Annotated in this window: 17 protein-coding genes; 12 read left to right on the forward strand and 5 right to left on the reverse strand. The window is 75.5% G+C overall.

Annotated elements, in window-relative coordinates:
- The first annotated feature begins 75 nt into the window (after positions 1-75).
- The 11 genes from PH190_RS16555 (at position 76) to PH190_RS16605 (ending at position 14,275) form a co-directional block, all read left to right on the forward strand.
- Complete coding sequence (locus PH190_RS16555) at positions 76-342, forward strand: hypothetical protein (protein ID WP_274200183.1); 267 nt, start codon at positions 76-78, stop codon at positions 340-342.
- Positions 343-347: 5 nt separating this feature from the next.
- Entirely contained in the window at positions 348-1,505 is a 1,158-nt protein-coding gene (locus PH190_RS16560) for a hypothetical protein (protein WP_274232629.1), read from the forward strand.
- Positions 1,506-1,590: 85 nt separating this feature from the next.
- The gene (locus PH190_RS16565) at positions 1,591-4,863 is read left to right on the forward strand and encodes an ATP-binding protein (RefSeq protein WP_274232662.1); all 3,273 of its coding nucleotides are present in this window, start codon (positions 1,591-1,593) and stop codon (positions 4,861-4,863) included.
- Entirely contained in the window at positions 4,860-6,974 is a 2,115-nt protein-coding gene (locus tag PH190_RS16570; RefSeq protein ID WP_274232630.1) for a hypothetical protein, read from the forward strand. Before PH190_RS16565 ends, PH190_RS16570 begins: the two co-directional genes overlap by 4 nt.
- A complete protein-coding gene (locus tag PH190_RS16575; RefSeq protein ID WP_274232631.1) occupies positions 6,958-7,539 on the forward strand; it encodes a hypothetical protein in 582 nt (193 codons plus the stop codon). Before PH190_RS16570 ends, PH190_RS16575 begins: the two co-directional genes overlap by 17 nt.
- A gap of 80 nt (positions 7,540-7,619) precedes the next feature.
- Positions 7,620-8,627: a C40 family peptidase gene (locus PH190_RS16580; RefSeq protein WP_420791661.1), complete on the forward strand. Its 1,008-nt coding sequence runs from the start codon at positions 7,620-7,622 to the stop codon at positions 8,625-8,627.
- A gap of 34 nt (positions 8,628-8,661) precedes the next feature.
- Positions 8,662-9,576, forward strand: coding sequence for a TIGR01777 family oxidoreductase (locus PH190_RS16585; protein ID WP_274232633.1), 915 nt, complete (start codon positions 8,662-8,664; stop codon positions 9,574-9,576).
- Positions 9,577-9,756: 180 nt separating this feature from the next.
- Positions 9,757-11,622, forward strand: coding sequence for a molecular chaperone DnaK (gene dnaK / locus PH190_RS16590; RefSeq protein WP_274232634.1), 1,866 nt, complete (start codon positions 9,757-9,759; stop codon positions 11,620-11,622).
- A gap of 104 nt (positions 11,623-11,726) precedes the next feature.
- Positions 11,727-12,464: a nucleotide exchange factor GrpE gene (grpE, locus tag PH190_RS16595; protein WP_274232635.1), complete on the forward strand. Its 738-nt coding sequence runs from the start codon at positions 11,727-11,729 to the stop codon at positions 12,462-12,464.
- A 42-nt stretch (positions 12,465-12,506) separates the two neighbouring features.
- Positions 12,507-13,763 carry a molecular chaperone DnaJ gene (gene dnaJ, locus PH190_RS16600; protein ID WP_274232636.1) on the forward strand — a complete coding sequence of 419 codons (1,257 nt, stop codon included), beginning with the start codon at positions 12,507-12,509 and terminating at the stop codon, positions 13,761-13,763.
- A gap of 77 nt (positions 13,764-13,840) precedes the next feature.
- Entirely contained in the window at positions 13,841-14,275 is a 435-nt protein-coding gene (locus PH190_RS16605) for a heat shock protein transcriptional repressor HspR (protein ID WP_274232663.1), read from the forward strand.
- A 4-nt stretch (positions 14,276-14,279) separates the two neighbouring features.
- Here the strand turns inward: PH190_RS16605 and PH190_RS16610 are convergent, their stop codons facing one another.
- A complete protein-coding gene (locus tag PH190_RS16610) occupies positions 14,280-15,575 on the reverse strand; it encodes an FAD-binding oxidoreductase (protein WP_274232637.1) in 1,296 nt (431 codons plus the stop codon).
- 464 nt (positions 15,576-16,039) lie between these two features.
- Between PH190_RS16610 and clpB the strand changes: the two genes are divergently transcribed.
- Positions 16,040-18,631: an ATP-dependent chaperone ClpB gene (gene clpB / locus PH190_RS16615; RefSeq protein WP_274232638.1), complete on the forward strand. Its 2,592-nt coding sequence runs from the start codon at positions 16,040-16,042 to the stop codon at positions 18,629-18,631.
- A gap of 136 nt (positions 18,632-18,767) precedes the next feature.
- Here clpB and PH190_RS16620 read toward each other — a convergent pair whose 3' ends face one another.
- The 4 genes from PH190_RS16620 to PH190_RS16635 form a co-directional block, all read right to left on the reverse strand.
- Positions 18,768-19,256: a DoxX family protein gene (locus tag PH190_RS16620; RefSeq protein ID WP_274232639.1), complete on the reverse strand. Its 489-nt coding sequence runs from the start codon at positions 19,254-19,256 to the stop codon at positions 18,768-18,770.
- 4 nt (positions 19,257-19,260) lie between these two features.
- Positions 19,261-20,361 (reverse strand): class I SAM-dependent methyltransferase, encoded by a 1,101-nt coding sequence (locus tag PH190_RS16625; RefSeq protein WP_274232640.1) that lies wholly within the window; start codon positions 20,359-20,361, stop codon positions 19,261-19,263.
- A 270-nt stretch (positions 20,362-20,631) separates the two neighbouring features.
- A complete protein-coding gene (locus PH190_RS16630; protein ID WP_274232641.1) occupies positions 20,632-22,020 on the reverse strand; it encodes an FAD-binding oxidoreductase in 1,389 nt (462 codons plus the stop codon).
- Positions 22,021-22,056: 36 nt separating this feature from the next.
- Complete coding sequence (locus tag PH190_RS16635) at positions 22,057-22,368, reverse strand: YdhR family protein (RefSeq protein WP_274232642.1); 312 nt, start codon at positions 22,366-22,368, stop codon at positions 22,057-22,059.
- Positions 22,369-22,434 lie beyond the last annotated feature (66 nt).

A 22,434-nucleotide genomic window follows, 5' to 3' on the forward strand; every position in this document is an offset into this window, starting at 1 on the left:
CCGGGTGCCGTGTTTACTCGACCGGTCGAGATCAGGTCCCGGCACGATGACCAGCACGTTTGCGGAGGGATCGCCATGACCGTCACGTTCCTCGGCGCCGACCTGGTCGCGCAGGCGCCGGGGACCGGCGGGCTCCAGGGGTGGATCCAGGACAACATCGTCCCGCTGATCCTCCTGGGCATCGCGATCATCATGCTGTGGATCGGCGGCCGCGGTGACAACGCCGGCGTCGCCCGTCGCAGCGTCGGCCTGATCATCGGGCTGATCGCCCTCGGCATCGCGCTCACACCTGGTGCGGGCGCCCGCGTGGGCGCGTTCTTCGCCCAGCTCATCACGGGGTGACGCGGGTGCACATCCGCACCGACGACGAGGTGTACCGCGTCGACGCCGTCTGGCTCGGCCCGCCCCGGGCGACGTTCCCGTGGCGTGCCCGCTACTCCGCGTACGGCGTCGGCCTCATCGTCATGGTCGTCGTGATGTTCGTGCAGCGGCGCCTCGGCATCGACCTCGGCTTCTTCTCCGTGGCGTGGGCGCTCCTGATCACCGTCGCGATCACGCGGTTCGTGTCGCGGCGGATCAACGACGAGCGCCCGCTGCTGGAGTGGCTGACGCTGTTCGTGCACGAGCTGCGCGGGCCCCGCGCCCAGCGGCGGCCCGTCGGCGGCGCGCTGACCACCGGCCACGTCGCCGTGCGCCGCGACCGGCCGAAGCTCACCGGGGCGCCGACGGCGATCGCCCTGCCGCGCGGGAGCGACCGGCCCGCCGCGCGGGTCGTCGGCCGCCCCGCGGAGGGTGACGACGCCTGGGGCCCGCCGCCGCGGGACGACGAGGCGCCGGCCGCGACCCCCGCCGCCACCCCGACCGCCACCGCCCCGGCTGCCACCGCCCCGGCCGCCACCGGCCCGGCCGCCACCGCCCCGGCCGCCACCCCTGACGAGGCGGAGGCGACCCCGGCGACCCCCGCCGCCCACCTCACGCCCGAGGTCGCCGACGTCCGGCCCTCCCACGCCCGCGCTCGACGCGGTGCCGGGTCGGGCGGGACCCCGGCCGAGCGACGCCGCCGCACCCGCCCCGGCCGCGCCGCCGGCGCCCGCGCCGACGCCGACTTCGGCCCGCCGTCGAGCGCCGACGTCGGCACCCCGGCCACCCGGGCGCACCAGCCCGCTGCCCTGCCGCCCGTCCCGGACCCGCGCCCGGGCGACGACGCGATGGCCGCGTGGACCGGGTCGCGCGCCCGGCGCGACGCCGTCCCGGCCCATCGCGCGAACAGCCGCAAGCCCGACACCGAGACCGACCCCGACCGCACGCAGCGACGCCCCGCCCGCCCACGTCGTCGTCCCGGCTGGCCGATGTCGAACGAACCGGCGGGCTCGACGGGGCCCGCCGCGACCGACCAGCCGTTCGGGCCCGGCAGCCGGGCGCGTGGTGCCGGTGCTGCCGGACGTGCCGGTGCGCCCGGACGTGCCGACGAGGGCGGAGGGGGCGACGGTGCTGCGCCGCGGTAGGTCCCGCCGCGCCCTGGACCGCCCGGACCGTGGCTCCGCGGACCGCCAGCCCGAGGCCATCGAGGCCGGCGACCGCAGCTCCGCCCTGCGGCCCGCGCGCACCGCACCGCCCGCGGCGACCGGCACAGGCGGGCGGCGACGCGGGCGCTCGCTGACCGGCGAGGGGCCCGCCTCCGGCTACCGGTCCGCGATCGCGCTGCGCGCCATCGACGGCAACCTCGCGCGCACCGCGTCCAGCGTCACGGCCTGGTACCGGCTGGCCCCGCAGCCGTGGAGCTTCCGCAGCGACACCCAGCGCGAGACGCTCATCCGCCAGATCGCGACCCAGCTCGGCGAGCTGCAGGGCCGCTGGCTGCACGTCCGCGTCACCTCGCGGCCCTACCCGGTGGCGCTGTGGGCGGAGACGTTCGACCACAACGCGCCGGGGCGCCTGCCCGACGTCGCGGGAGCCCTGAGCTGGGAGGGCTTCCTCGAGGGCGAGCAGCGCCACCTCATGGGCCTGTCGATGTCGGACAAGGAGGTCTTCCTCGGCGTCGAGGTGTCGGGGCGCTCGGTGGTCGACCGCTGGCTCGAGGGCGCGGCGCCGATCCTCGGCCGCCTGGTCCCGTCGGCGGCGACGGCCGAGCTCGCGGCGCTGGAGTCGGAGATCGCGCACGTCGAGGCGCTCGTGTCGCGCGCCGGGCTCGACGCGGTGCCCGCCACCGCCGACGACATGGCCTGGCTGATGCACCGCTCGTGCTCGCTGGGGCTGCCGGCCCCGCGCACCGTGGCGCCGGCGTCGGGCGAGCACTGGGAGACCGAGGACCTCGCCGCCTTCACCGACGGCGTCGCCCTGCAGCAGGAGCCGTACGCGCCGACCGTGCAGGTGCTCGGACGGTTCGGGACGCAGCCGGTGCAGCGCCACGTCGCGGTGCTGTCGGTGGGCCTCATGGACGCGCTGCGGATCCCCGAGGCCGACGACCCGTGGATGCAGCGCAGCGACCGCCTGCCGTTCCCGGTGGAGTGGTCGGCGCGGATCTACGTGCGCAAGCCCGAGGAGGTCGCGGGCGAGCTGCAGCGCCAGATGGGCAAGGTGCGCAGCCAGATCCGCCACTACACCCACGACCACGACCTCGACCCGCCGATGTCGCTCGCGCGCCAGGCCGACCGCGTGCTGCAGATCGAGGACGAGCTCTCGGGCGGGCTGACGCAGCTCAACACGCGGGTCTACGGCTGGTGGCGCGTCGCGGTGTCCGGACGCGACGAGGGCGAGGCGCTGACGCGCGCCCAGCAGGTCCTCGACCTCTACCGCCCGCGCGTCACGATGGAGCACCCCGAGGCCCAGTACGCCTACGCGCGCGAGTTCATCCCCGGCGAGCCGCTGGCGTCGACGGCCTACCGCCGCCGCGGCTCGGTGACCTGGGTCGCCGCGGGGGTGCCCGCCGCGTCGGCGTCGGTGGGCGACCGCCGCGGGATCATGCTCGGCGAGACCTGCACGGCCACGCGGCGCCCGGTGGCGTGGGACCCGTGGATGGCCCAGGAGGTCCGCCGGGCGTCGGGGCTGACGGCGATCGTCGGTGGCCTGGGCTCGGGCAAGTCGTTCCTCACCGGCCTGCTCGTCTACAAGACGCTGCGCGCCGGGGCCCGGTGGACGGTGCTCGACCCGTCGGGCCCGCTGGCGGAGCTGACCAAGCTGCCCGAGCTCGCGCCGTTCTCCCGGCACATCCACCTGCTGGGCGCCGACCCCGGCATCCTCAACCCCTACCGCGTGGTGGCCGAGCCGCGGCGCGACCACTTCCTCGACGAGGACGACCCGGACAAGGCCTGGCGCCGCGAGCGCTCCCTGGCCGCCGCGACCCGCCGGCGCCTGGTGCTCGACGTCCTCACCGGCCTGCTGCCCTTCGACGTGGCGCGCATGCCCCACACGCGGATCGTGCTGCTGCGCGCGGTCCGCGAGGTCGGCGGCGCCCCGGACCGCGACCCCGGCCAGGTCATCGCCGTCCTCCGCCGTCACGCGCGGGAGGGCGAGGAGCACGCCGACGTCGTCGCCGACTTCCTCGAGGAGCGCCGCGAGCTGCCCCAGGCCGCGCTGCTGTTCCCCGACCGCCACGCCGACCCGCGCGACGACCCCTGGCAGGGCGAGGAGGACTACCGCCTCACCGTGCTGACGATGCAGGGCATGTCCCTGCCGCGCCCGGGCAGCCCGCGCGAGGAGTGGACCGACGGCGAGTCGCTCGCGGTCGAGCTGCTCAACCTCGCGTCCTGGCTGACCCAACGCACGATCTACACCGCCGACCGGAACCTGCGGAAGGGCGTCGCGCTCGACGAGACGCACTTCCTGTCGCAGATCCCCACCGGCAAGGTCCTCATCGACCGGCTCGCCCGCGACTCGCGCAAGTTCAACGTCCGCGCGCTCTTCGCCTCCCAGCTCGCCGGCGACCTGCTGCGCGTGCCCGGGTTCGCGTCGCTGGTCAACGCGGTGTTCGTCGGGCGCACCGACGACGAGGAGGCGCAGGCCGAGGCGCTGCGCCTGCTGCGCGTGCCCACCGAGGTCGGCTACGAGGAGATGCTCGGCACGCTCTCGCCGCGACCCCGCCACGACGACCGGCCCGACGACACGCCCCGCCAGTTCGTGTTCGCCGACGGGCACGGCGGTGTGGAGAAGATCCGAATCGATCTCGAGGGCCCGCACCTCGAGCACCTGCGCCTGACGCTGGACACCAACCCCGACGCGCGCCGCGTGCGCCCCCTGCCCGCCGCGCCCGCGTCCACCGCGCCGCCCGAGACCGACGCCGAGCGCACCGGCCCGGTGCCGGTCGTGCCGGCCGCCGCGACGCCGCCGCCCGCGGGGCCGTCGCCCGCCACACCGCCGCCCGCGACACCGCCGCCCGCGACGCCGCCGCCCGCGACGCCGCCTCCGCCGGCCCGCGGGCCACGGACGCCGCCGCCGACCCCGCCCCGCGCCACCCCGACCCCGCCGCCGGGCACCGCGCGCGTGTCGCCGGTGACGCCGTCGCGGGACCCGCTGGTGGAGCGCACGGTCGTCGAGGGGACGGTGCTCGACGAGCAGCACGACGCCCCGTGGACCCCGGACGAGCGGCTCGACGACCTGGTGCCCGACCTGGACGACGACCTCGGCGACGCCCGGGCGGCCTCCCCGCCGGCGGGCGACGACGAGTGGGCCGAGGCCTGGGTGATGGACGAGGGCGGCGAGAGCGGGGTGACCGGCGACGCCGTCGGCGAGCTGGCCGACGACGCCGACCAGGCCACCGTCACGACGCCGGCCGACCGCAACCCCGGCTGGCGCGAGGGCAGCGAGGTGCACGACTCCGGCCGGTGGGTGGGCGCCGGCCGCCGCGCCCCGGGGACACCGGGGTGACGCTCGCCGTCGTGGTCCTCGCCGCCGCCCTCGTCGTGGGGTGGCGGCGGTCGCGGCGCGCGCGGGGTGGTGGGAGCGAGGGACTCCTCCGCCGCCTGCGACGCAGCCAGGGCGTCCCTCGCTCCGCCGGCGCGCCGGTCGACGCGAGCAGCGAGGGCGTCCTTCGCTGCTCCCCACGCAGCCAGGGCGTCCCTCGCTCCACCACCCGCGCGCCCCGGGGCCGGCGGCGGGCGGTCACGCTGGTCGTCGCGATGGTCACCGGCCTGGTGCTCGTCGGGCTGCCCGCGTCGGCGGCCCCGCTGGACTGCAAGGCCCCACCGGACCCCGACCGCCCCGGCACCGGGCTCGTCGGCTCGCTCGACCCCGCCCCGTTCGGTGTGGGCGCGCCGGGCAGCGTGTACGCCGAGGTCGGCTACGCCGGGCAGATCTGGTGGACCTACGACCTCGGCTGCGGACCGGGCGGCGCCCGGGACCCCGCGGCGGCCACCGACACGTGGCTGGGCAACCAGTTCTTCAACCTCGCCAAGCTCGTCGTCGGCGGGGTCAACTGGTCGCACTACCTCATCGAGCAGGGCTCGGGGCTGCTCGCGCCGCTCGACGGGATCGTGCAGGCCGGGACGTCGGCGATGTACGACGCGGTGTTCACGACGTGGGTCGGGCTCGCGCTCATCGTGCTCGCGGCGATCCTGCTGGTGCTCGCGATGCGCGGGGACCTGTCGCGCCAGGCGCAGCGCGGTGCGATCGCGGTGATCGCGCTGGCGATCGCGGCGGCGGCGTACGCGGCGCCGGTGCGCTGGTCGAGCATGCTCGACGGGGTCCTGCTCGACGGCGTCACGGCGATGCAGCGCGGGTTCCTCTCGCAGGTCGGGGTGGGCGACGCGAACACGCTGCCGACGGTGCTGACCGACCAGATCGTCTACAACAACTGGCTGCGCGGGGAGTTCGGCTCCGCCGACGTCCCGCAGGCGCGCGACATGGGCCGCGAGCTGCTGCGCGCGCAGACGTTCACCAAGCAGGAGATCGCCGACGGCCAGGACACCCAGGCGACGGCGGACGCGAAGAAGCAGCAGTACACGAGCGTCGCCGACCGCGCGGGCGACCGGTACAGCTACTTCCAGGGCCGGCAGGGCTCGCGGACGGGCGCGGGCGTGCTGGCGTTCATCCAGGCCGTGTGCATCGGGCTGTTCCAGCTGATGAGCAAGCTGCTCGTGCTCGTCTCCATGCTGATCATCCGGTTGCTCGTGATGGTGGCGCCCGCGCTCGCCGTGGTCGCGCTGCTGAAGCCCGAGGTGCTGCCCGCGACCCTGCGCGTCGGCGGTGCGGCGCTGGTCAACACGCTGCTCGTGGGTGCCATGGCGGGGCTGCACTCGTTGATGGTCATCGCGCTGTTCCGGCCGGGGTCCGGGGTGGACACGTGGCTCGCGCTGCTGGTCACCGGGGTCGTGACGGTCGTGCTGTGGGCCGTGGCGCGCCCGTTCCGGCGGTTGGCGGCGATGGTCTCGCTGACCCGCGACCAGATGAGCGGCGTCCTCCCGCCCGCCGGCGGCGGGGTGCTCTCCCGGTTCCTGCCGCGCGGGTCCGACCGGCAGGACGACTGGTGGAGCGAGCGGCGCTCCGCGGCCACCGGAGGCGGCGGCTGGCGTCCGGAGAGCAGCGCCCCGTCGCGCACCGACGCCTCGCCCGCCGCCGTCGACGCGCCGGGCGGGCCCGTGCGGGTCGACAGCGAGCGGGTGGGCGCGGGTGGCGCGCCCAGCCACGACGCGGACCCGGCCGCCGCGCTCGCCGCCCGCTCCGCGGCGCAGCGGGCGCTGCCGCGCGGGGCCGGTGCCGTCCCGGGGCAGACGCCCCGCGGTGACCGGGACGCCACCCCGGCGCGGGCGCAGATCAACGACGCCGACCGCAGCCTCTACCGCAGCGTGGCCGCCCGCACGGGCGAGCCGGGGGCGGGTGGGTTGGGTGGTCCACGCAGCCCCGTCCAGGCCGAGCTCGTCGACGGCGCGCCGGTGTACCGGATCTACCGCCCCAGCCGCCCGGTCGGCGCGGGGTCGTCGGGCCGGTCCCGCAGCAGCCCGCGGCCCGCCCCGGGAGGCACCGGTGCCGATCCGGACTAGGCGCGGACGCGCGGCGGCCTACCGGGCGCTCTGGGAGTGGCCCCTGCACTCGCCGGCGCGGCTGGTCGGCGTGCTCGTCGTCCTGGCCGCCCTGGCGATCGGGATCTCGTCGCTCGGCGGCGCGGTGGGCGGCTCCGGGCCGGGATCGGGGCGCGCCCTGGGCCCGGCGCCGTCGGCCGCGCCCGGGCAGGCGCCGGCCCAGGGCTCGGCCCCGGTGACCGAGCTGCGCCCCCGCACGCTGCCGCTCGCCGACGCGCCGCCGGTGGCCCTGGCCGTCGCGCAGCGCTGGACGCAGGCCTGGGCCACGCACCCGCCGGGGACGACGGCCGCGCAGTGGAGCGCCGGTCTCGCGCCGTACACGACCGACGAGTACCTCGCCGTGCTCTCGTCGGTCGACCCCGCCAACGTCCCGGGCACCCGCGTCACGGGCCCGGCGCAGGCCGTCGAGGTCCGCCCGGAGGCCGTGCGCGTCCAGGTGCCGACCGACGCGGTGCGCCTGGAGCTGCTGCTCGTGCAGGTCGGGCCGGGTGACTGGCGCGTGTCCGGCTACGACCGGGCCTCGTAGCGATGCTCTCCCCGCCACGGCTGCCCCCGGGCTACACGCCGCCGAAGCTGCCACCCGGCTTCCGCATCCTGCGCCTGCTCCTGCCGGTCGCGGCGCTCGCCGGGTTCCTCGTCGTCGTCATGGCGGCGGGGCTGCTCGTCGTCGGGCAGTTCGTCCCGGGCGGCGAGGACGGCTCGGACGGCTCGACGTGCGAGGCCGGGACCGGGGCGCCGACGGGCGACGTGCCGCAGACGTCGGCCGAGCTCGACGAGGTCCAGCGCCGGACCGCGGCGACGATCATCGGCGTCGCCAAGGGGATGGCCGTCCCGCCGCGGGGCTGGGTGGTCGCGCTGGCGACGGCGATGCAGGAGTCGCAGATGGGCACGGTCGGCATGGACGTGGCCGTCGACCACGACTCGCTCGGCGTCTTCCAGCAGCGCCCGAGCCAGGGCTGGGGCACGCCCGAGCAGGTCCGCGACCCCGTCTACGCCACCAAGACCTTCCTCGACCGCCTGCTGCAGGTGCCCGGGTGGGAGACGATGCCGGTCACCGAGGCCGCCCAGATCGTGCAGCGCTCGGCGTTCCCCAACGCCTACGCGAAGTGGGAGACGCTGGCGAACAGCCTCGTCGCCGACCTCGCCGGCGTCACCGGCGCGATCCAGGTGTGCGTGCCCGCCGACGAGGCGGGCCCCGGGCCGGCGGAGGCGCTGCCGCCCGGGATCGCCCGCACGGCCATCGAGTTCGCGACCGCCGAGACCGGCAAGCCCTACGTCTGGGGCGCCACCGGGCCCAGCAGCTACGACTGCTCGGGGCTCATGCTGCGCGCCTACGAGCGCGCCGGGATCGTGCTGCCGCGCGTCTCGCGTGACCAGTACCACGCCGGCGCCCACCTGCCCGTGGAGCAGGCGCAGCCGGGGGACCTGCTGTTCTGGGCCTACGACGAGTCGGACCCCGAGACCATCCACCACGTCGCCATGTACCTCGGCAACGGGCAGATGATGGAGGCCCAGCAGACCGGCGTGCCGCTGGGCACCCGGGCGGTGAGGTGGGACGAGGGCGAGCTGCTGCCGCTCGCGACGCGTCCGGGGACGGGGTCCGATCGGGCCTGACCCCGTCCGGTGGTCGCTCCTACGCTGCGGTGGCATGACTGCCCCGACCCCGGTCGTCGTCACGGGGGCGAACGGCTGGATCGGCGCCCGGGTCGCCGCTGCCCTGCACGAGCGCGGGCACGCGGTGACGGGGGTGTCCCGCGATCCGAGCGCGGCGGCCGCCGCCCACCCGGAGTGGACGTGGGTCGGGACGGACGACGCGCTCGACGAGGCGGTGGTCGCGGCCGGCGCGGTGGTCAACCTCGCGGGCCGCAACGTGTTCGAGCAGCGGTGGACCCCTGAGTACGTCGAGGTCATGCGCCGCAGCCGCGTCGACGTCACCCGCCGCGTGGTGCGCGCGCTGGCCGGTCGCGGCGCGCCGGGCGTGCTCGTCAGCGCCAGCGGCTTCACCGTCTGCGGCGACGCGGGGGACGCCGAGCTGCCCGACGACGCCCCGGCGTCGCGCGAGCTGGTGCTGGGCGACGTCTACGCCGACTGGGAGGAGGCCGCCCTGGCGGCGCCGCCCGCGGTGCGGGTCGCGGTCGCCCGCATCGGTGTCGTGCTCGGGCCCGACCACGGCGCCTTCGACTTCTTCCGCCGCCCGTTCGTCGAGGGGCGCGGTGCGGTGCTCGGCTCCGGCGCCCAGTGGGTGCCCTGGGTGCACGTCGACGACGTCGTCGGTCTGCTCGTCGCCTGCCTCGAGGACGACCGGTACTCCGGGGTCGTCCACGTCGCCGCGCCCGGGCCGGTGCGCCACCGCGATCTCGCCGTGCGGCTCGCGCGGTCGGCCGGGACGTCGTGCGACGCCGTCGAGCCCGCCGACGCGGTCCGCGCCCGCCTCGGCCCGGCGGCCGAGATGATCGTGACGAGCCAGCGCATGGTGCCGCGCCGTGCCCTGGAGCTCGGGTATCGCTTCCGCCACCCGGAGCTGGCGGCCACGGTGGCCGAGCTCGCCGGGCCGACGCGCTGATTTCCGCGGAGTTGAGCGTGTCGGGAACAAGTCCGTGACACCCTCCGTTGGTCGGGATGACACACTTGAGCGCACAGGACTCAGGTCGGGTTTGCGAGCCGATGGCTGCGGGCCAATACTTGAGCACAGAGCACTCAACAGCACACCCGGGATCCACGGGTCTCGAGAGGAGACACGAGCATGGCGCGAGCGGTCGGCATCGACCTCGGCACGACCAACTCCGTGGTCGCCGTCCTGGAGGGCGGCGAGCCGACGGTCATCGCGAACTCGGAGGGCAGCCGCACCACCCCGTCGGTGGTCGCGTTCGCCCGCAACGGCGATGTCCTGGTCGGCCAGTCGGCCAAGAACCAGGCGGTGACCAACGTCGACCGCACCATCCGGTCGGTCAAGCGGCACATGGGCACCGACTGGAACGTCGAGATCGACGACAAGAAGTACAGCCCGCAGGAGATCAGCGCCCGCGTGCTGCAGAAGCTCAAGCGCGACGCCGAGTCGTACCTGGGCGAGCCGGTCACCGACGCGGTGATCACCGTCCCGGCCTACTTCGAGGACGCGCAGCGCCAGGCCACCAAGGAGGCCGGCCAGATCGCGGGTCTCAACGTCCTGCGCATCGTCAACGAGCCCACAGCGGCGGCGCTGGCGTACGGCCTGGAGAAGGGCGAGAACGAGCAGACCATCCTGGTGTTCGACCTCGGTGGCGGCACGTTCGACGTCTCGCTGCTCGAGATCGGCGACGGCGTGGTCGAGGTCAAGGCCACCAACGGCGACAACGAGCTCGGCGGCGACGACTGGGACGAGCGCGTCATCAAGTGGCTCGTCGACAAGTTCAAGAACTCGCAGGGCATCGACCTGTCCAAGGACAAGATGGCGATGCAGCGGCTCCGTGAGGCCGCGGAGAAGGCGAAGATCGAGCTGTCGAGCTCGTCGAGCGCCGGCATCAACCTGCCCTACATCACCGTCGACGCCGAGAAGAACCCGCTCTTCCTCGACGAGACGCTCTCGCGCGCCGAGTTCCAGCGGATCACCTCCGACCTGCTGGACCGCTGCCGCCGCCCGTTCAACCAGGTGATCAAGGACGCCGGCATCTCGGTCGGCCAGATCGACCACGTGGTGCTCGTCGGCGGTTCGACCCGCATGCCCGCCGTGCACGACCTGGTCAAGGAGCTGACCGGCGGCAAGGAGCCGAACAAGGGCGTCAACCCGGACGAGGTCGTCGCCGTCGGCGCCACGCTGCAGGCCGGCGTGCTGCGCGGTGACGTCAAGGACGTCCTGCTGCTCGACGTCACCCCGCTGTCCCTCGGCATCGAGACCAAGGGCGGCGTGATGACCAAGCTCATCGAGAAGAACACGACGATCCCGACCAAGAAGTCCGAGGTCTTCACGACGGCGGAGAACAACCAGCCGTCGGTGCAGATCCAGGTCTTCCAGGGCGAGCGCGAGATCGCGGCCTACAACAAGAAGCTCGGCATGTTCGAGCTCACCGACCTGCCGCCCGCCCCGCAGGGCGTGCCGCAGATCGAGGTCAGCTTCGACATCGACGCCAACGGCATCGTCAACGTGTCGGCGGTCGACAAGGGCACCGGCAAGTCCCAGCAGATGACCATCACCGGCGGCTCGGCCCTCTCCAAGGAGGAGATCGACCGCATGGTCCAGGACGCCGAGGCCCACGCCGACGAGGACCGCAAGCGTCGCGAGGCCGCGGAGACCCGCAACCAGGCCGAGACGCTGGTCTACCAGACCGAGAAGTTCATCACCGACAACGACGAGAAGCTCCCGTCGGACGTCAAGGAGAAGGTCCAGGCCTCGGTCGGCGAGCTCAAGGAGGCCCTCAAGGGCGAGGACACCGAGGCGATCAAGGCCGCCTCGGAGAAGGTCGCGACCGAGTCCCAGCAGCTCGGCCAGGCCCTCTACGCCCAGCAGCAGGCCGACGGGTCGGCGGGCGCCGGTGCGGCCGGTGGCGCGGCGGGTGCCGGCCAGGCCGGTGCCGCCGGGCAGGCCGACGACGTCGTCGACGCCGAGATCGTCGACGACGACAAGAAGGACTGACGCGCCCGGTGGGGCCGCGGCCGGCACCCGGCCGCGGCCCCACCGTCGCGGCTCCCAGACCACACCCGGCGCGAGCGCGTCGGAGTCCTCTCGAGGAGGTCCCAGTGCAGGATCCGGTCGTCGGCCAGGACGGCGCCGACGCGACCGACGTCCCCACCGACTCCAGCGTCGGCGGGGTGCCCACCTCCGGCCAGGACGCGCCGGGCGGCACCGCCCAGGCGGACGGTGTCACCGACGGCGGGGAGACCGCCGCGCCCGACGGGGCCGAGGCGGTCGCCGCCGAGGCCCGGGCCGCGCAGTCCGCCGCCGAGGCGTCCGCCGCGTCCGGCACCGCCGAGGCCGGCGCGCCCGCCCCGGACCCCGAGCTCGAGCGCGTCCGCGCCGAGCTCGCCGAGCGCACCGCGGATCTGCAGCGCGTGTCCGCGGAGTTCGCGAACTACCGGCGCCGCACCGAGCGCGAGCGCGAGTCGACCGTGGCCGGCGCCAAGGCGTCGGTGGCGGGCGAGCTGCTCACCGTCCTCGACGACGTCGAGCGCGCCCAGACCCACGGCGACCTGACCGGCCCGTTCAAGGTCGTCGCCGACCGTCTCACCGAGACGCTGCACCGCGCCGGCCTGCAGCCCTTCGGGGCCGAGGGCGACGCGTTCGACCCGTCGGTGCACGAGGCCGTGGCCCACGAGACGTCCCCCGACGTCTCCGCGCCCACCGTCACCACGGTCATGCGCCGCGGCTACCGCTTCGGCGACAAGGTGCTCCGGGCCGCCATGGTCGGGGTCACCGACTCCGACGGCACCGCCCCGGCCACCACCCCGTCCGAGCCGGCGGACGCCGGCCGGTCCTGACAGCCACCCGACAGCCCACCCCGCGGAAGGAGCCGTCCCGCCATGAGCGCCCGTGACTGGGTCGAGAAGGACTACTACCGCGAGCTGGGCGTGGCCAAGGACGCGTCCGCGGACGACATCAAGAAGGCCTACCGCAAGATCGCCCGCGAGAACCACCCCGATGCCAAGCCCGGCGACGCGAAGGCCGAGGCGCGCTTCAAGGCCGCCGGCGAGGCGTACGGGGTGCTCTCGGACCCCGAGAAGCGCGGTCAGTACGACGAGGCCCGCACGCTGTTCGCGGGCGGGCGCTTCGGCGGCTTCGGCGGCGGCCGGGGTGCCGGCGCGGGCGCCGGCGGCACCGGCTTCTCCGGCGGCTTCGACGTCGGCGACCTCTTCGGCGGGCGCGGCGCGGGCGGCGGTGCCGGCGCCGGCGGTCTCGGCGACCTGCTCGGCGGCCTGTTCGGCGGCGCCGCCGGGGGCGGTCCCACCGCGGGGCCGACCCCGGGCATGGGCGCCACCCGGCCGCGGGAGCAGCGCGGCGCGGACGTCGAGACCGACGTGCGCATCGACTTCTCCGAGGCCGTCGGCGGCACGACGCTGCCGCTGCGCCTGGCGTCGCCGACGCGCTGCAGCACCTGCGGCGGCAACGGCGCCAAGCCCGGCACCAGCCCGCGCACGTGCCTGACCTGCGGCGGCGCCGGCGTGGTCTCGCGCAGCCAGGGCGCGTTCGCGTTCAGCGAGCCGTGCCGCGACTGCTCGGGCACCGGCGCGATCGTCGACGACCCGTGCCCGGAGTGCGGCGGCGACGGCGTCAGCACCCGCTCGCGCACCCTGACCGTGCGCATCCCGGCGGGCGTCGACGACGGCCAGCGCATCCGGCTCGCCGGCCAGGGGCAGCCCGGCAGCCGGGGCGGACCCGCCGGCGACCTGTTCGTCGTCGTGCACGTCAACCCCGACGACCTGTTCGGGCGCTCCGAGCGCAACGCCGACGACCTCACGCTCACCGTCCCGGTGACGTTCCCCGAGCTCGTCGACGGCACGACGATCACCGTGCCGACGATGGACGGCAAGGTCTCGCTCAAGGTGCCCGCCGGGTCGCAGAGCGGCCGCACGCTGCGGGTCCGCGGCCGGGGCGTCCGCCGCAAGGACGGGCGCACGGGTGACCTGCTCGTCACCGTCGAGCTCGCCGTCCCGAACCGCCTGGACAAGGCCGCACGCGAGGCGCTCGACGCCTACGCCGACGCCACCCGTGACCACGACCCCCGCGCCGAGCTCACCCGGCGCGCCGAGGCCGCCGCACGGAGGGAGACGGCGTCGTGAGCGGGCGCGGCCGTGACGAGCGCGGGCCCTGGCCGGCCCCGCTCGGCGCGTCCTCGTCCGGCTCGTCCAGCAGCGCCGTGCCCCCGCTCCCGGCCTGGGCCGACGAGGACACCCCCGTCTTCGTCATCTCGGTCGCCGCGCAGATCGCCGGCATGCACGCCCAGACCCTCCGCTCCTACGACCGCATCGGCCTGGTGACGCCGGGCCGCGCGAGCGGTGGCGGGCGGCGCTACTCGGTGCGCGACATCGCCGTGCTGCGCGAGGTGCAGCGCCTGTCGCAGGAGGACGGGGTCAACCTCGCCGGCATCAAGCGGATCATCGAGCTCGAGCGCGAGGTCGGGGCTCTGACCGACCGCCTCGCCGAGGTCACCGAGGAGCTCGCCCGCTGGCGCGCCGCCGCCGAGCAGGCCGCCCAGAACGCCACGCAGAACCCCTCCGCCGGCGACCGCCTGCCGGCCCGGCGCACCCAGTCGGTCGTGGTGTGGCAGCCCGGGCCCCGCCGGCGAGAGTGACCCGCTACTCCGTGAAGGGGTCGTAGGTGATGCGGTCGATCCCCACGCCGTCGACGAGCAGCGCCGAGGCCGTCGCGCGGATCATGGTCGGTGAGCCGGCGAGCAGGACGTCGTGGCCCGACCAGTCGCCGCTGCGCAGCACGGCGTCGGGCAGCGTGCCCGGGAGCGTGTGCTCGGAGAGCGGGTCGTCCTCGCACACCGCGGCGACCGCGAGCCAGGGGTGCTCGGCCGCGAGGGCCTCGAGCCGGTCGAGCACCGTGAGGTCCTCGGGCACGCGGCCGCCGAGGAACACGGTGCAGGGGCGTGGGCGCGCCCAGCGGGCCATGTCCTCGCACAGCGCGAGCACCGGCGCGCCGCCCGTCCCGCCCGCGACCATGAGCACCTCCCGGGTGCTGCGCGGGTCCAGCCCGAGCCGCCCGGCGGGCGGGCCGAGGCGCCACCGGTCGCCGGTCGCGGCGTGCGCGACCATCGCCCGGCTCACCCAGCCGCCCGCCACCGCGCGGACGTGGAACTCCAGCAGCCCGTCCGGTCGCGGCGCGGTGGCCGGCGAGAGCGGGCGCCACATCCGCGGGCGCTGCGGGATCTCGACGGTGAGGTACTGGCCCGCCCGGTGCGGCACCGGCCGGTCCGGGGCGACGTGGACGACCGCGAGGTCCCAGCTCAGCCGCCGGTGCCCGACGACGGTGCCCTCGGCGACCGCGGGCACCGCCGCCGCGCGGACCGCCTGCTCCATCGGGCCCGCGGCCAGCGAGAATGCGCGCACCCAGGCGTGCTCGCTCGCGTCGTCCCAGGTGCCGGCGAAGCGGCGCATCGCCCCGATCAGCGCGACCCCGAGTGCCTCGTACTGCTCGGCGCGCAGGCCGAGCGCGCGATGCTCGCGCACGAGCGGCTCGACCATGGCGCGCAGCTCGCGGGGGCGGTCGACGGTGCTCATCGGCAGCACGAGCGAGCGCAGCAACCGGCGCGCCGGCTCGGTGACCCGCGTCGGGAAGAGCGTGCGCGCCTCGGGGGCGAGGCTGAACAGCAGCGCGGCGAACCAGTCGGCGAGCTCGTCGACCCGCGGCTCGACCTCGGTCCACGTCTGCCGGACCCGGCGGGCGGCGTGCGCCTCGGGGGTGGCCGGGGGGCGGGGCGCCGGCGCGGGTGTCCGTGCGGGTGCCGGCGTCGGGGCGGCCGTCGGTGCCGGGGCCGGCGTCCGAGCGACAGCCGGGGCCGGGGTCGGGTTCGCCGCCGCGGGCGCGTCGTCCGGGGCCGCGTGGCGTCCGGGGGCGACGATCGGCGTCGTGGGCGGCGCAGGCACGGCACGGACCGGTGTGAGCCGCCGGACGGCACCCCGACCGGCACCCCGACCCGTCCCGCGACCCGGCGTGGGTCGCCGGTCCCGGCCGGCGGAGGTCGGGCCCGGGTCGGCCGGACCGCCCTCGGACAGCGGCTCCGCGGACATGGACGACGTGCCTCCTCGACCCCCCGGTGCGGGGACCCGTCCCCGCGTCGCGACCACTATGACAGCCCGTCATGTCTCGTCACGCAGGGTCCCCACGCGAACGGGTCGTCCGGCTCGCCACGTGCGCCGGACGGTGCGCGCGGGCACCGTGAGCAGCGACGACGCGCTCGACCGGTGCCGCTCGTCGTCGTTGCTGTGGGTGACCGGTCGGGCTCCTCCGGAGCGGGAAGAAACTCCGGTTCCCTAGAGTTGAGCCAGGTAGACTCAAGAACAAGGACGGCTTGGTGGGCCGCCCGTTCCCCAGCGCAGGAGGACACCCGATGGACTTCACCCCCACCACCCGCACGCAGCAGGCGGTCTCGAACGCCGTCCGCGCGGCGACCGTCGACGGCCACCCCCAGGTCTCGCCGGCCCACCTCGCGGCCGCGCTGCTCGACCAGACCGACGGTCTGACCGAGCCGCTGCTGCGCGCGGTCGGGGCGGACCCGTCGGCCGTCCGCCAGGACGTCGGCAAGGTCCTCGCGGGCCTGCCGAGCGCGAGCGGCTCCAGCGTCGCCGCGCCGCAGTTCGACCGCGAGATGGCCCGCGTGCTCCAGCACGCCCAGCAGCTCGCCGCGGACATGGGCGACGAGTACGTCTCCACCGAGCACCTGCTCGTCGGGCTCGCCGCGGCCGGCGGGCGCACCGCCGACGTGCTGACCCGCCACGGCGCGACGCCCGAGGCACTGAAGGACGCGTTCACCAAGGTGCGCGGCTCCGGGCGCGTGACGTCCGCCGACCCCGAGGGCACGTTCCAGGCCTTGGAGAAGTACGGCCAGGACCTCACCGAGCGCGCCCGCTCCGGCAGCCTCGACCCCGTGGTCGGCCGCGACGCCGAGATCCGCCGCGTCGTGCAGGTCCTGTCGCGGCGCACCAAGAACAACCCCGTGCTCATCGGCGAGCCCGGCGTCGGCAAGACCGCGATCGTCGAGGGCCTGGCCCAGCGCATCGTCGCCGGGGACGTTCCCGAGTCGCTGCGCGGCAAGCGCGTCGTGGCGCTCGACCTCGGCTCGATGGTCGCCGGCGCGAAGTACCGCGGCGAGTTCGAGGAGCGGCTCAAGGCCGTCCTGCAGGAGATCACCGACTCCGCGGGCCAGGTCATCACCTTCATCGACGAGCTGCACACCATCGTCGGGGCCGGCGCGACCGGCGAGTCCGCGATGGACGCCGGCAACATGATCAAGCCGATGCTCGCCCGCGGTGAGCTGCGCATGGTCGGCGCGACCACGCTGGACGAGTACCGCGAGCACATCGAGCACGACCCGGCCCTCGAGCGCCGCTTCCAGCAGGTGCTGGTCGGCGAGCCGACGGTGGAGGACACCATCGGCATCCTGCGCGGGCTCAAGGAGCGCTACGAGGTGCACCACGGCGTGCGGATCACCGACGCCGCGCTGGTCGCCGCCGCCACGCTGTCCGACCGCTACATCACCGCGCGCTTCCTGCCCGACAAGGCCATCGACCTCGTCGACGAGGCCAGCTCGCGGCTGCGCATGGAGATCGACTCGCGACCGGTCGAGATCGACGAGGTGGAGCGCATCGTGCGCCGCCTCGAGATCGAGGAGATGGCGCTGGACAAGGAATCCGACGACGCCTCCCGCGAGCGCCTCACCGCCCTGCGGTCCGAGCTCGCGGAGCGTCGCGAGGAGCTGTCGGCGCTGACCGCCCGCTGGCAGGCCGAGAAGGACGCGATCGACGGCTCGCGGGTGCTCAAGGAGCGCCTCGAGGGCCTGCGCGGCGAGTCCGACCGGGCCGAGCGCGACGGCGACTACGAGCGGGTCGCGAAGCTGCGCTACGTCGAGATCCCGGCCCTGGAGAAGGAGCTCGAGGCCGCGGACGCGGCGTCGGCGGCCCCGGTGATGCTCAAGGAGGAGGTCGGGCCGGACGACGTCGCGGACGTCGTGTCGGCGTGGACCGGCATCCCCGCCGGGCGGCTGCTCGAGGGCGAGACGCAGAAGCTGCTGCGCATGGAGGACGAGCTCGGCCGCCGCGTCGTCGGCCAGGCCGAGGCGGTCCGCGCCGTCTCGGACGCCGTGCGCCGCGCCCGCGCCGGGATCGCGGAGGAGGACCGGCCCACCGGGTCGTTCCTGTTCCTCGGCCCCACCGGCGTCGGCAAGACCGAGCTGGCCAAGGCGCTCGCCGCGTTCCTCTTCGACGACGAGCGGGCGATGATCCGCATCGACATGAGCGAGTACGGCGAGAAGCACTCCGTCGCCCGCCTCGTCGGCGCGCCGCCCGGGTACGTCGGCTACGACCAGGGCGGCCAGCTCACCGAGGCCGTGCGGCGTCGCCCGTACTCGGTGGTGCTGCTCGACGAGGTCGAGAAGGCGCACCCGGACGTGTTCGACGTGCTGCTGCAGGTGCTCGACGACGGGCGCCTGACCGACGGCCAGGGCCGCACGGTGGACTTCCGCAACACGATCCTCGTGCTGACCTCGAACCTCGGCTCCCACGCCCTCGTGGACACGGCGCTCGACGACGAGGGTCGGCGGGAGAAGGTCATGGAGGTCGTGCGGCGCTCGTTCAAGCCGGAGTTCCTCAACCGGCTCGACGACGTCGTCGTCTTCCACGCGCTGTCGACCGAGGAGCTGACGTCGATCGTCGACATCCAGCTCGAGCGCCTCGGCGCCCGGCTGGCGGCACGGCGGCTGACGCTCGCGGTGAGCGACGCGGCCCGCGAGTGGCTCGCGCTGCAGGGCTTCGACCCGATCTTCGGTGCGCGCCCGCTGCGCCGGCTCGTGCAGTCGGCCATCGGCGACCAGCTCGCCCGGGCGCTGCTCGCCGGCGACGTGCGCGAGGGCGACACCGTGGCCGTCGACCTCGACGAGTCCGCCGACATGGGCACCGGCGCGCTCGTGGTGTCGGGCGCGGCCTGACGGCGCAGCGGGCTGGGCCGTCTACGGTCGCCCTGGACGAATGAACGGCGCTCTCGCTGCTTCCGCCGCGAGAGCGCCGTTCGTTTCCCGGGGGTGTGCGCGTCCGAACCTCGGTGCTGGTGCGGAGGGGCGCGTGTCACGCCCGTGCCGGGCGACCCGGCCCCGCCCGCCCGAGGAGGCGGCCGTCGAGCGACGCCGCGCCCGGCCCCGCCCAGAGCAGCAGCACCAAGACCAGCAGCAGGGTCGGGGCGAGGCCCAGGTGGACCGGGCCGCCGATGGCCACGCCCGCCGTCGCGATCGCCACCACCATGGTGCCGGCCAGGACGACCGCGACGAGCCGGGTGCCGAGACCGACGACGAGCAGGATGCCGCCGATCAGCTCGACCGTGCCGGTGAGCAGCACGAGCGCCGGTGAGCCCGGGAGGCCGTAGCTCTCGAACAGGGCCACGTACACCTCGCCGGCGGTGAACTTGCCGAGCGACGTCAGCACGAACACGACGCCGGCGAGCACGCGGAACAGGGCGACGACGTGGCGCGCGCCGCCCCGGACACGCTCGCGGGCCAGCTCCGCTCGCCAGGACACCATCGACGACTCCCCCTCGCTCAGCACCGCACGGTCGGCCACGGGATCAGGGCCGGGCCTCGAGGACGATGTTGAACGGGGTGCGGGCGGCCTCGCGCACCCGGGTGAACCCGGCCTCGGTGAGGATCTCGCCGAGCCGCGCCGGCCCCGCCTGGGCCCCGAGCGCCGCACGTCCCGGCTGCGCGAGCGAGGCCGGCGTGCAGACCATGGTCGAGATCGCGTAGTACAGCCGTCCGACCGGGTTGAGGTTGTCGGCGACGTCGTCACCGGCCGCCGGCTCGAAGAGCATGAACGTGCCGTCCGGGGTCAGCGACTCCCGCACGTGGCGCGCGACCGCCAGCGGGTCACCCATGTCGTGCAGGGCGTCGAAGATCGCCACGACGTCGTAGGTGCCGGGGTACTCGTCACCACCGGCGACCTCGAAACGCACGCGGTCGGCGCCCAGGCCGGCGTCGGCGGCTCGCCCGCGCGCCGCCTCGATCGAGGCCCGGTGGTAGTCGAAGCCGACGAACGTCGAGCTCGGGAAGGCCTCGGCGAGCAGGAGCGTGGAGGCGCCGTGGCCGCACCCGACGTCGGCGACCGCGACGCCGCGGCGCAGCTTCTCCTCCACCCCGTCCAGGGCCGGGATCCAGTCGGAGACCAGGTTCGCGCGGTACCCGGAGCGGAAGAACCGCTCGGTGCCCTCGAACAGCGCCGCCCCGTGCTCGTGCCAGCCCACACCCTCCCCGCTGCGGAAGCCCTCGACGATCCGCGGGGTCAGCCCGAACACCGCCGGGGCGCCCTGGAAGATGCCCGCCAGGTAGACCGGGCTGGACTCGTCCGCGAGCACGAACGCCTGCTCCGGGGGGAGCTCGTACCGGCCGGCGGCGGCGTCGTAGCGCAGGAAACCGCTCGCGGCCTGGGCGTTGGCCCACTCCCGCACGTAGCGTTCCGCGGTCCCGGAGCGCTCGGCGAGCTCGGCGGTCGTGAGGGGTCCGGCGTCGGCGAGCACCCGATACAGCCCGAGCTGGTCGCCGATCGCCGTCAGCACCGTGTTGTAGGCGGCGCCGACCTCGTCGACCACCTTGCCGAGGAAGGCCTCCAGCTTGCCCTGGTCGATCTCCGGCGCGGGTGCCGGGGCCGTCCGCGGCTCCTGGGTCCGGGTCATGGTCACTCCCCTCGTGGTGAGCGAGGAGTGCCGCCGCGGCGACACGGTCGAGCGGCTCGACGAGCGCGTGGCCGCCGACGACCCCGGCACCCGCCGGTCGTCGTCGGGCCTCCTCGCCCCCCGTTGGCGCGCGGCGGTCCGACACCGCCGCGCGCCCCACGGTCCGCCGATGACGCAACGTCGTAAAGAGGTGCTGCGCGATCGGCCCTGCGTCACCCGAACGGGCTACGGAGGTGGCCCCGTGGTGACACCTCGTCGACTCCCGGGATCTCAGGGGCGGACCGCGGCGCCGGCGAGGACACCGTCGGGGTCGTAGGTGCGCGCGATCGCGTCGAGCCGCCCGGCGTGGGCGCCGAACGACGTGGCGCGGTCGGCGTCCTCGTCGAGCCCGGCGAAGTTGACGTACACGCCGCCGGTGCCGAAGGGCGCGAGGCCGTCCCAGCCGCGGCGCGCCCAGCCGATCGCCGCGTCGTCCATCGCCGGGTCGGTCCAGCCCGCGTCGATGCTGACGTTGAACGCCGCGCCGCGGTGGGCGAAGGCGCTCTCGTCGTCGCTGACCCGGGCGATCGCCCCGCCCATCGTGCGCACGACGACGATGCAGCCGGGCGTCGGGCGGTCCCGGCCCGCGTCGAGGATCGCGGCGGCCGCGCCGTCGTCGATGTGCTCGAGGAAGTGGGACTTGAAGAAGTAGCGCGCCCCGGCCGGGAAGAGCGGGTCGAGGGCCGACTGGCTCGCGGTGTAGTCGGTGATCGCGGTGGCGTCCACCAGCGGCGTGCCGAGCCGGGCGAACGGGGCGAGCACCTCGAGACCCTCCTCGGCCGGTCCGGCGTAGAGGCCGCCGGCGACGACCACCGGGGCGCCGTGCATCTCGGTCGGCAGCTCCGGGTCGGGCGGCACGCTCCACAGCGCGAACTCGGGCGACACCGTCTCGGGCAGCGTCGGCACCAGCGCCCGCCACGCGTCGAGCACGGCCGCGGCCTGCTCGATCGGGTAGAGCACCAGCGCGTTGGCCACCTGCGGGCCGAGCGGGCGCGCGGCGAACTCCATCGTCGTGACGACGCCGATGCCGCGCCCGCCGCCGCGGACCGCCCAGAACAGGTCGGGGTGCTCGGTGGCGCTGGCGGTGCGCACCACCCCGTCGGCGGTGACGATCTCCACCGCCCGGAGGGCGTCGCACGACAGCCCGAACGCGCGCTGCACCGCCCCCATGCCGCCGCCGAGGGTCAGGCCGGCGACGCCGGTCTCGGACACCTCGCCGCCGGGCACGACGAGCCCGTGGCGCTGGGTGGCGCGGTTGACGTCGGCCCAGCGGGCGCCGGCGCCGACGCGGACCGTCCGCGTCTCGGGGTCGACGGTGACGGCGGTGAGGCCCGACAGGTCGATGACCAGGCCGTCGTCGCAGACCGCGCTGCCGGCCACCTGGTGCCCGCCGCCGCGGATGCTGACCGGTGGGCGGTGGGCCCGCGCCGCGGCGAGGGCGGCGACGACGTCGGCCGTGCCGGCGCAGCGGGCGATGACCGCGGGGTGCCGGTCGACGAGCCCGTTCCAGACCGCGCGGGCCTCGTCGTAGCGGGGGTCGGCGCGGTCGATGACGTCGCCGGCGAGGGTCGTGCGCAGGGTCGCGACGAGGGCGTCCTCGCGGGTGTCGAGGGTGGTCACGGTGATCTCCTCCTCCTGGGGTCGTGTGCCGGCGTGTCAGGCGGTCGCGGGCGCGGGGATCGCGCCGGTGAGCGCGCCGAGCTCGGTGTTGGTCGGCCAGCCCCGGACCTCGAGGTCGCTGAAGGCCGGGTGGGCGCGCAGGCCCGCGACGAGGGGGCCGTCGCGGTAGGCCTCGGCGGCCGCGCGGTCGGTGAACAGGTAGAAGCCGCCGTGGTGGGCGCCCTCGTGCAGCCAGGTCTTGGCGACGAAGCCGGGTACCGCGCGCACGGCCTCGGCGAAGTGCGCGGCGTCGGCGGCCATGTCCTCCGCGTCGACGGACGAGGTGAACGTGATGAGCAGGGCGTACATGACGGGGGCCTCCCGGTGACGGTGTGGCGTTCGGTGCTCGAGAAGACTGAGCCGAGCGGCTGACAG

Origin of the sequence: Actinomycetospora straminea (assembly GCF_028737255.1) — a bacterium.
In the GTDB taxonomy this organism is placed as follows: Bacteria; Actinomycetota; Actinomycetes; order Mycobacteriales; family Pseudonocardiaceae; genus Actinomycetospora; species Actinomycetospora straminea.

Coding starts and splice junctions, on each gene's coding strand:
- PH190_RS16555 (WP_274200183.1), top strand. CDS start 76: ATGACCGTCACGTTCCTCGGCGCCGACCTGGTCGCGCAGGCGCCGGGG.
- PH190_RS16585 (WP_274232633.1), top strand. CDS start 8,662: ATGACTGCCCCGACCCCGGTCGTCGTCACGGGGGCGAACGGCTGGATC.
- dnaK (WP_274232634.1), top strand. CDS start 9,757: ATGGCGCGAGCGGTCGGCATCGACCTCGGCACGACCAACTCCGTGGTC.
- dnaJ (WP_274232636.1), top strand. CDS start 12,507: ATGAGCGCCCGTGACTGGGTCGAGAAGGACTACTACCGCGAGCTGGGC.
- clpB (WP_274232638.1), top strand. CDS start 16,040: ATGGACTTCACCCCCACCACCCGCACGCAGCAGGCGGTCTCGAACGCC.
- PH190_RS16625 (WP_274232640.1), bottom strand. CDS start 20,361: ATGACCCGGACCCAGGAGCCGCGGACGGCCCCGGCACCCGCGCCGGAG.
- PH190_RS16635 (WP_274232642.1), bottom strand. CDS start 22,368: ATGTACGCCCTGCTCATCACGTTCACCTCGTCCGTCGACGCGGAGGAC.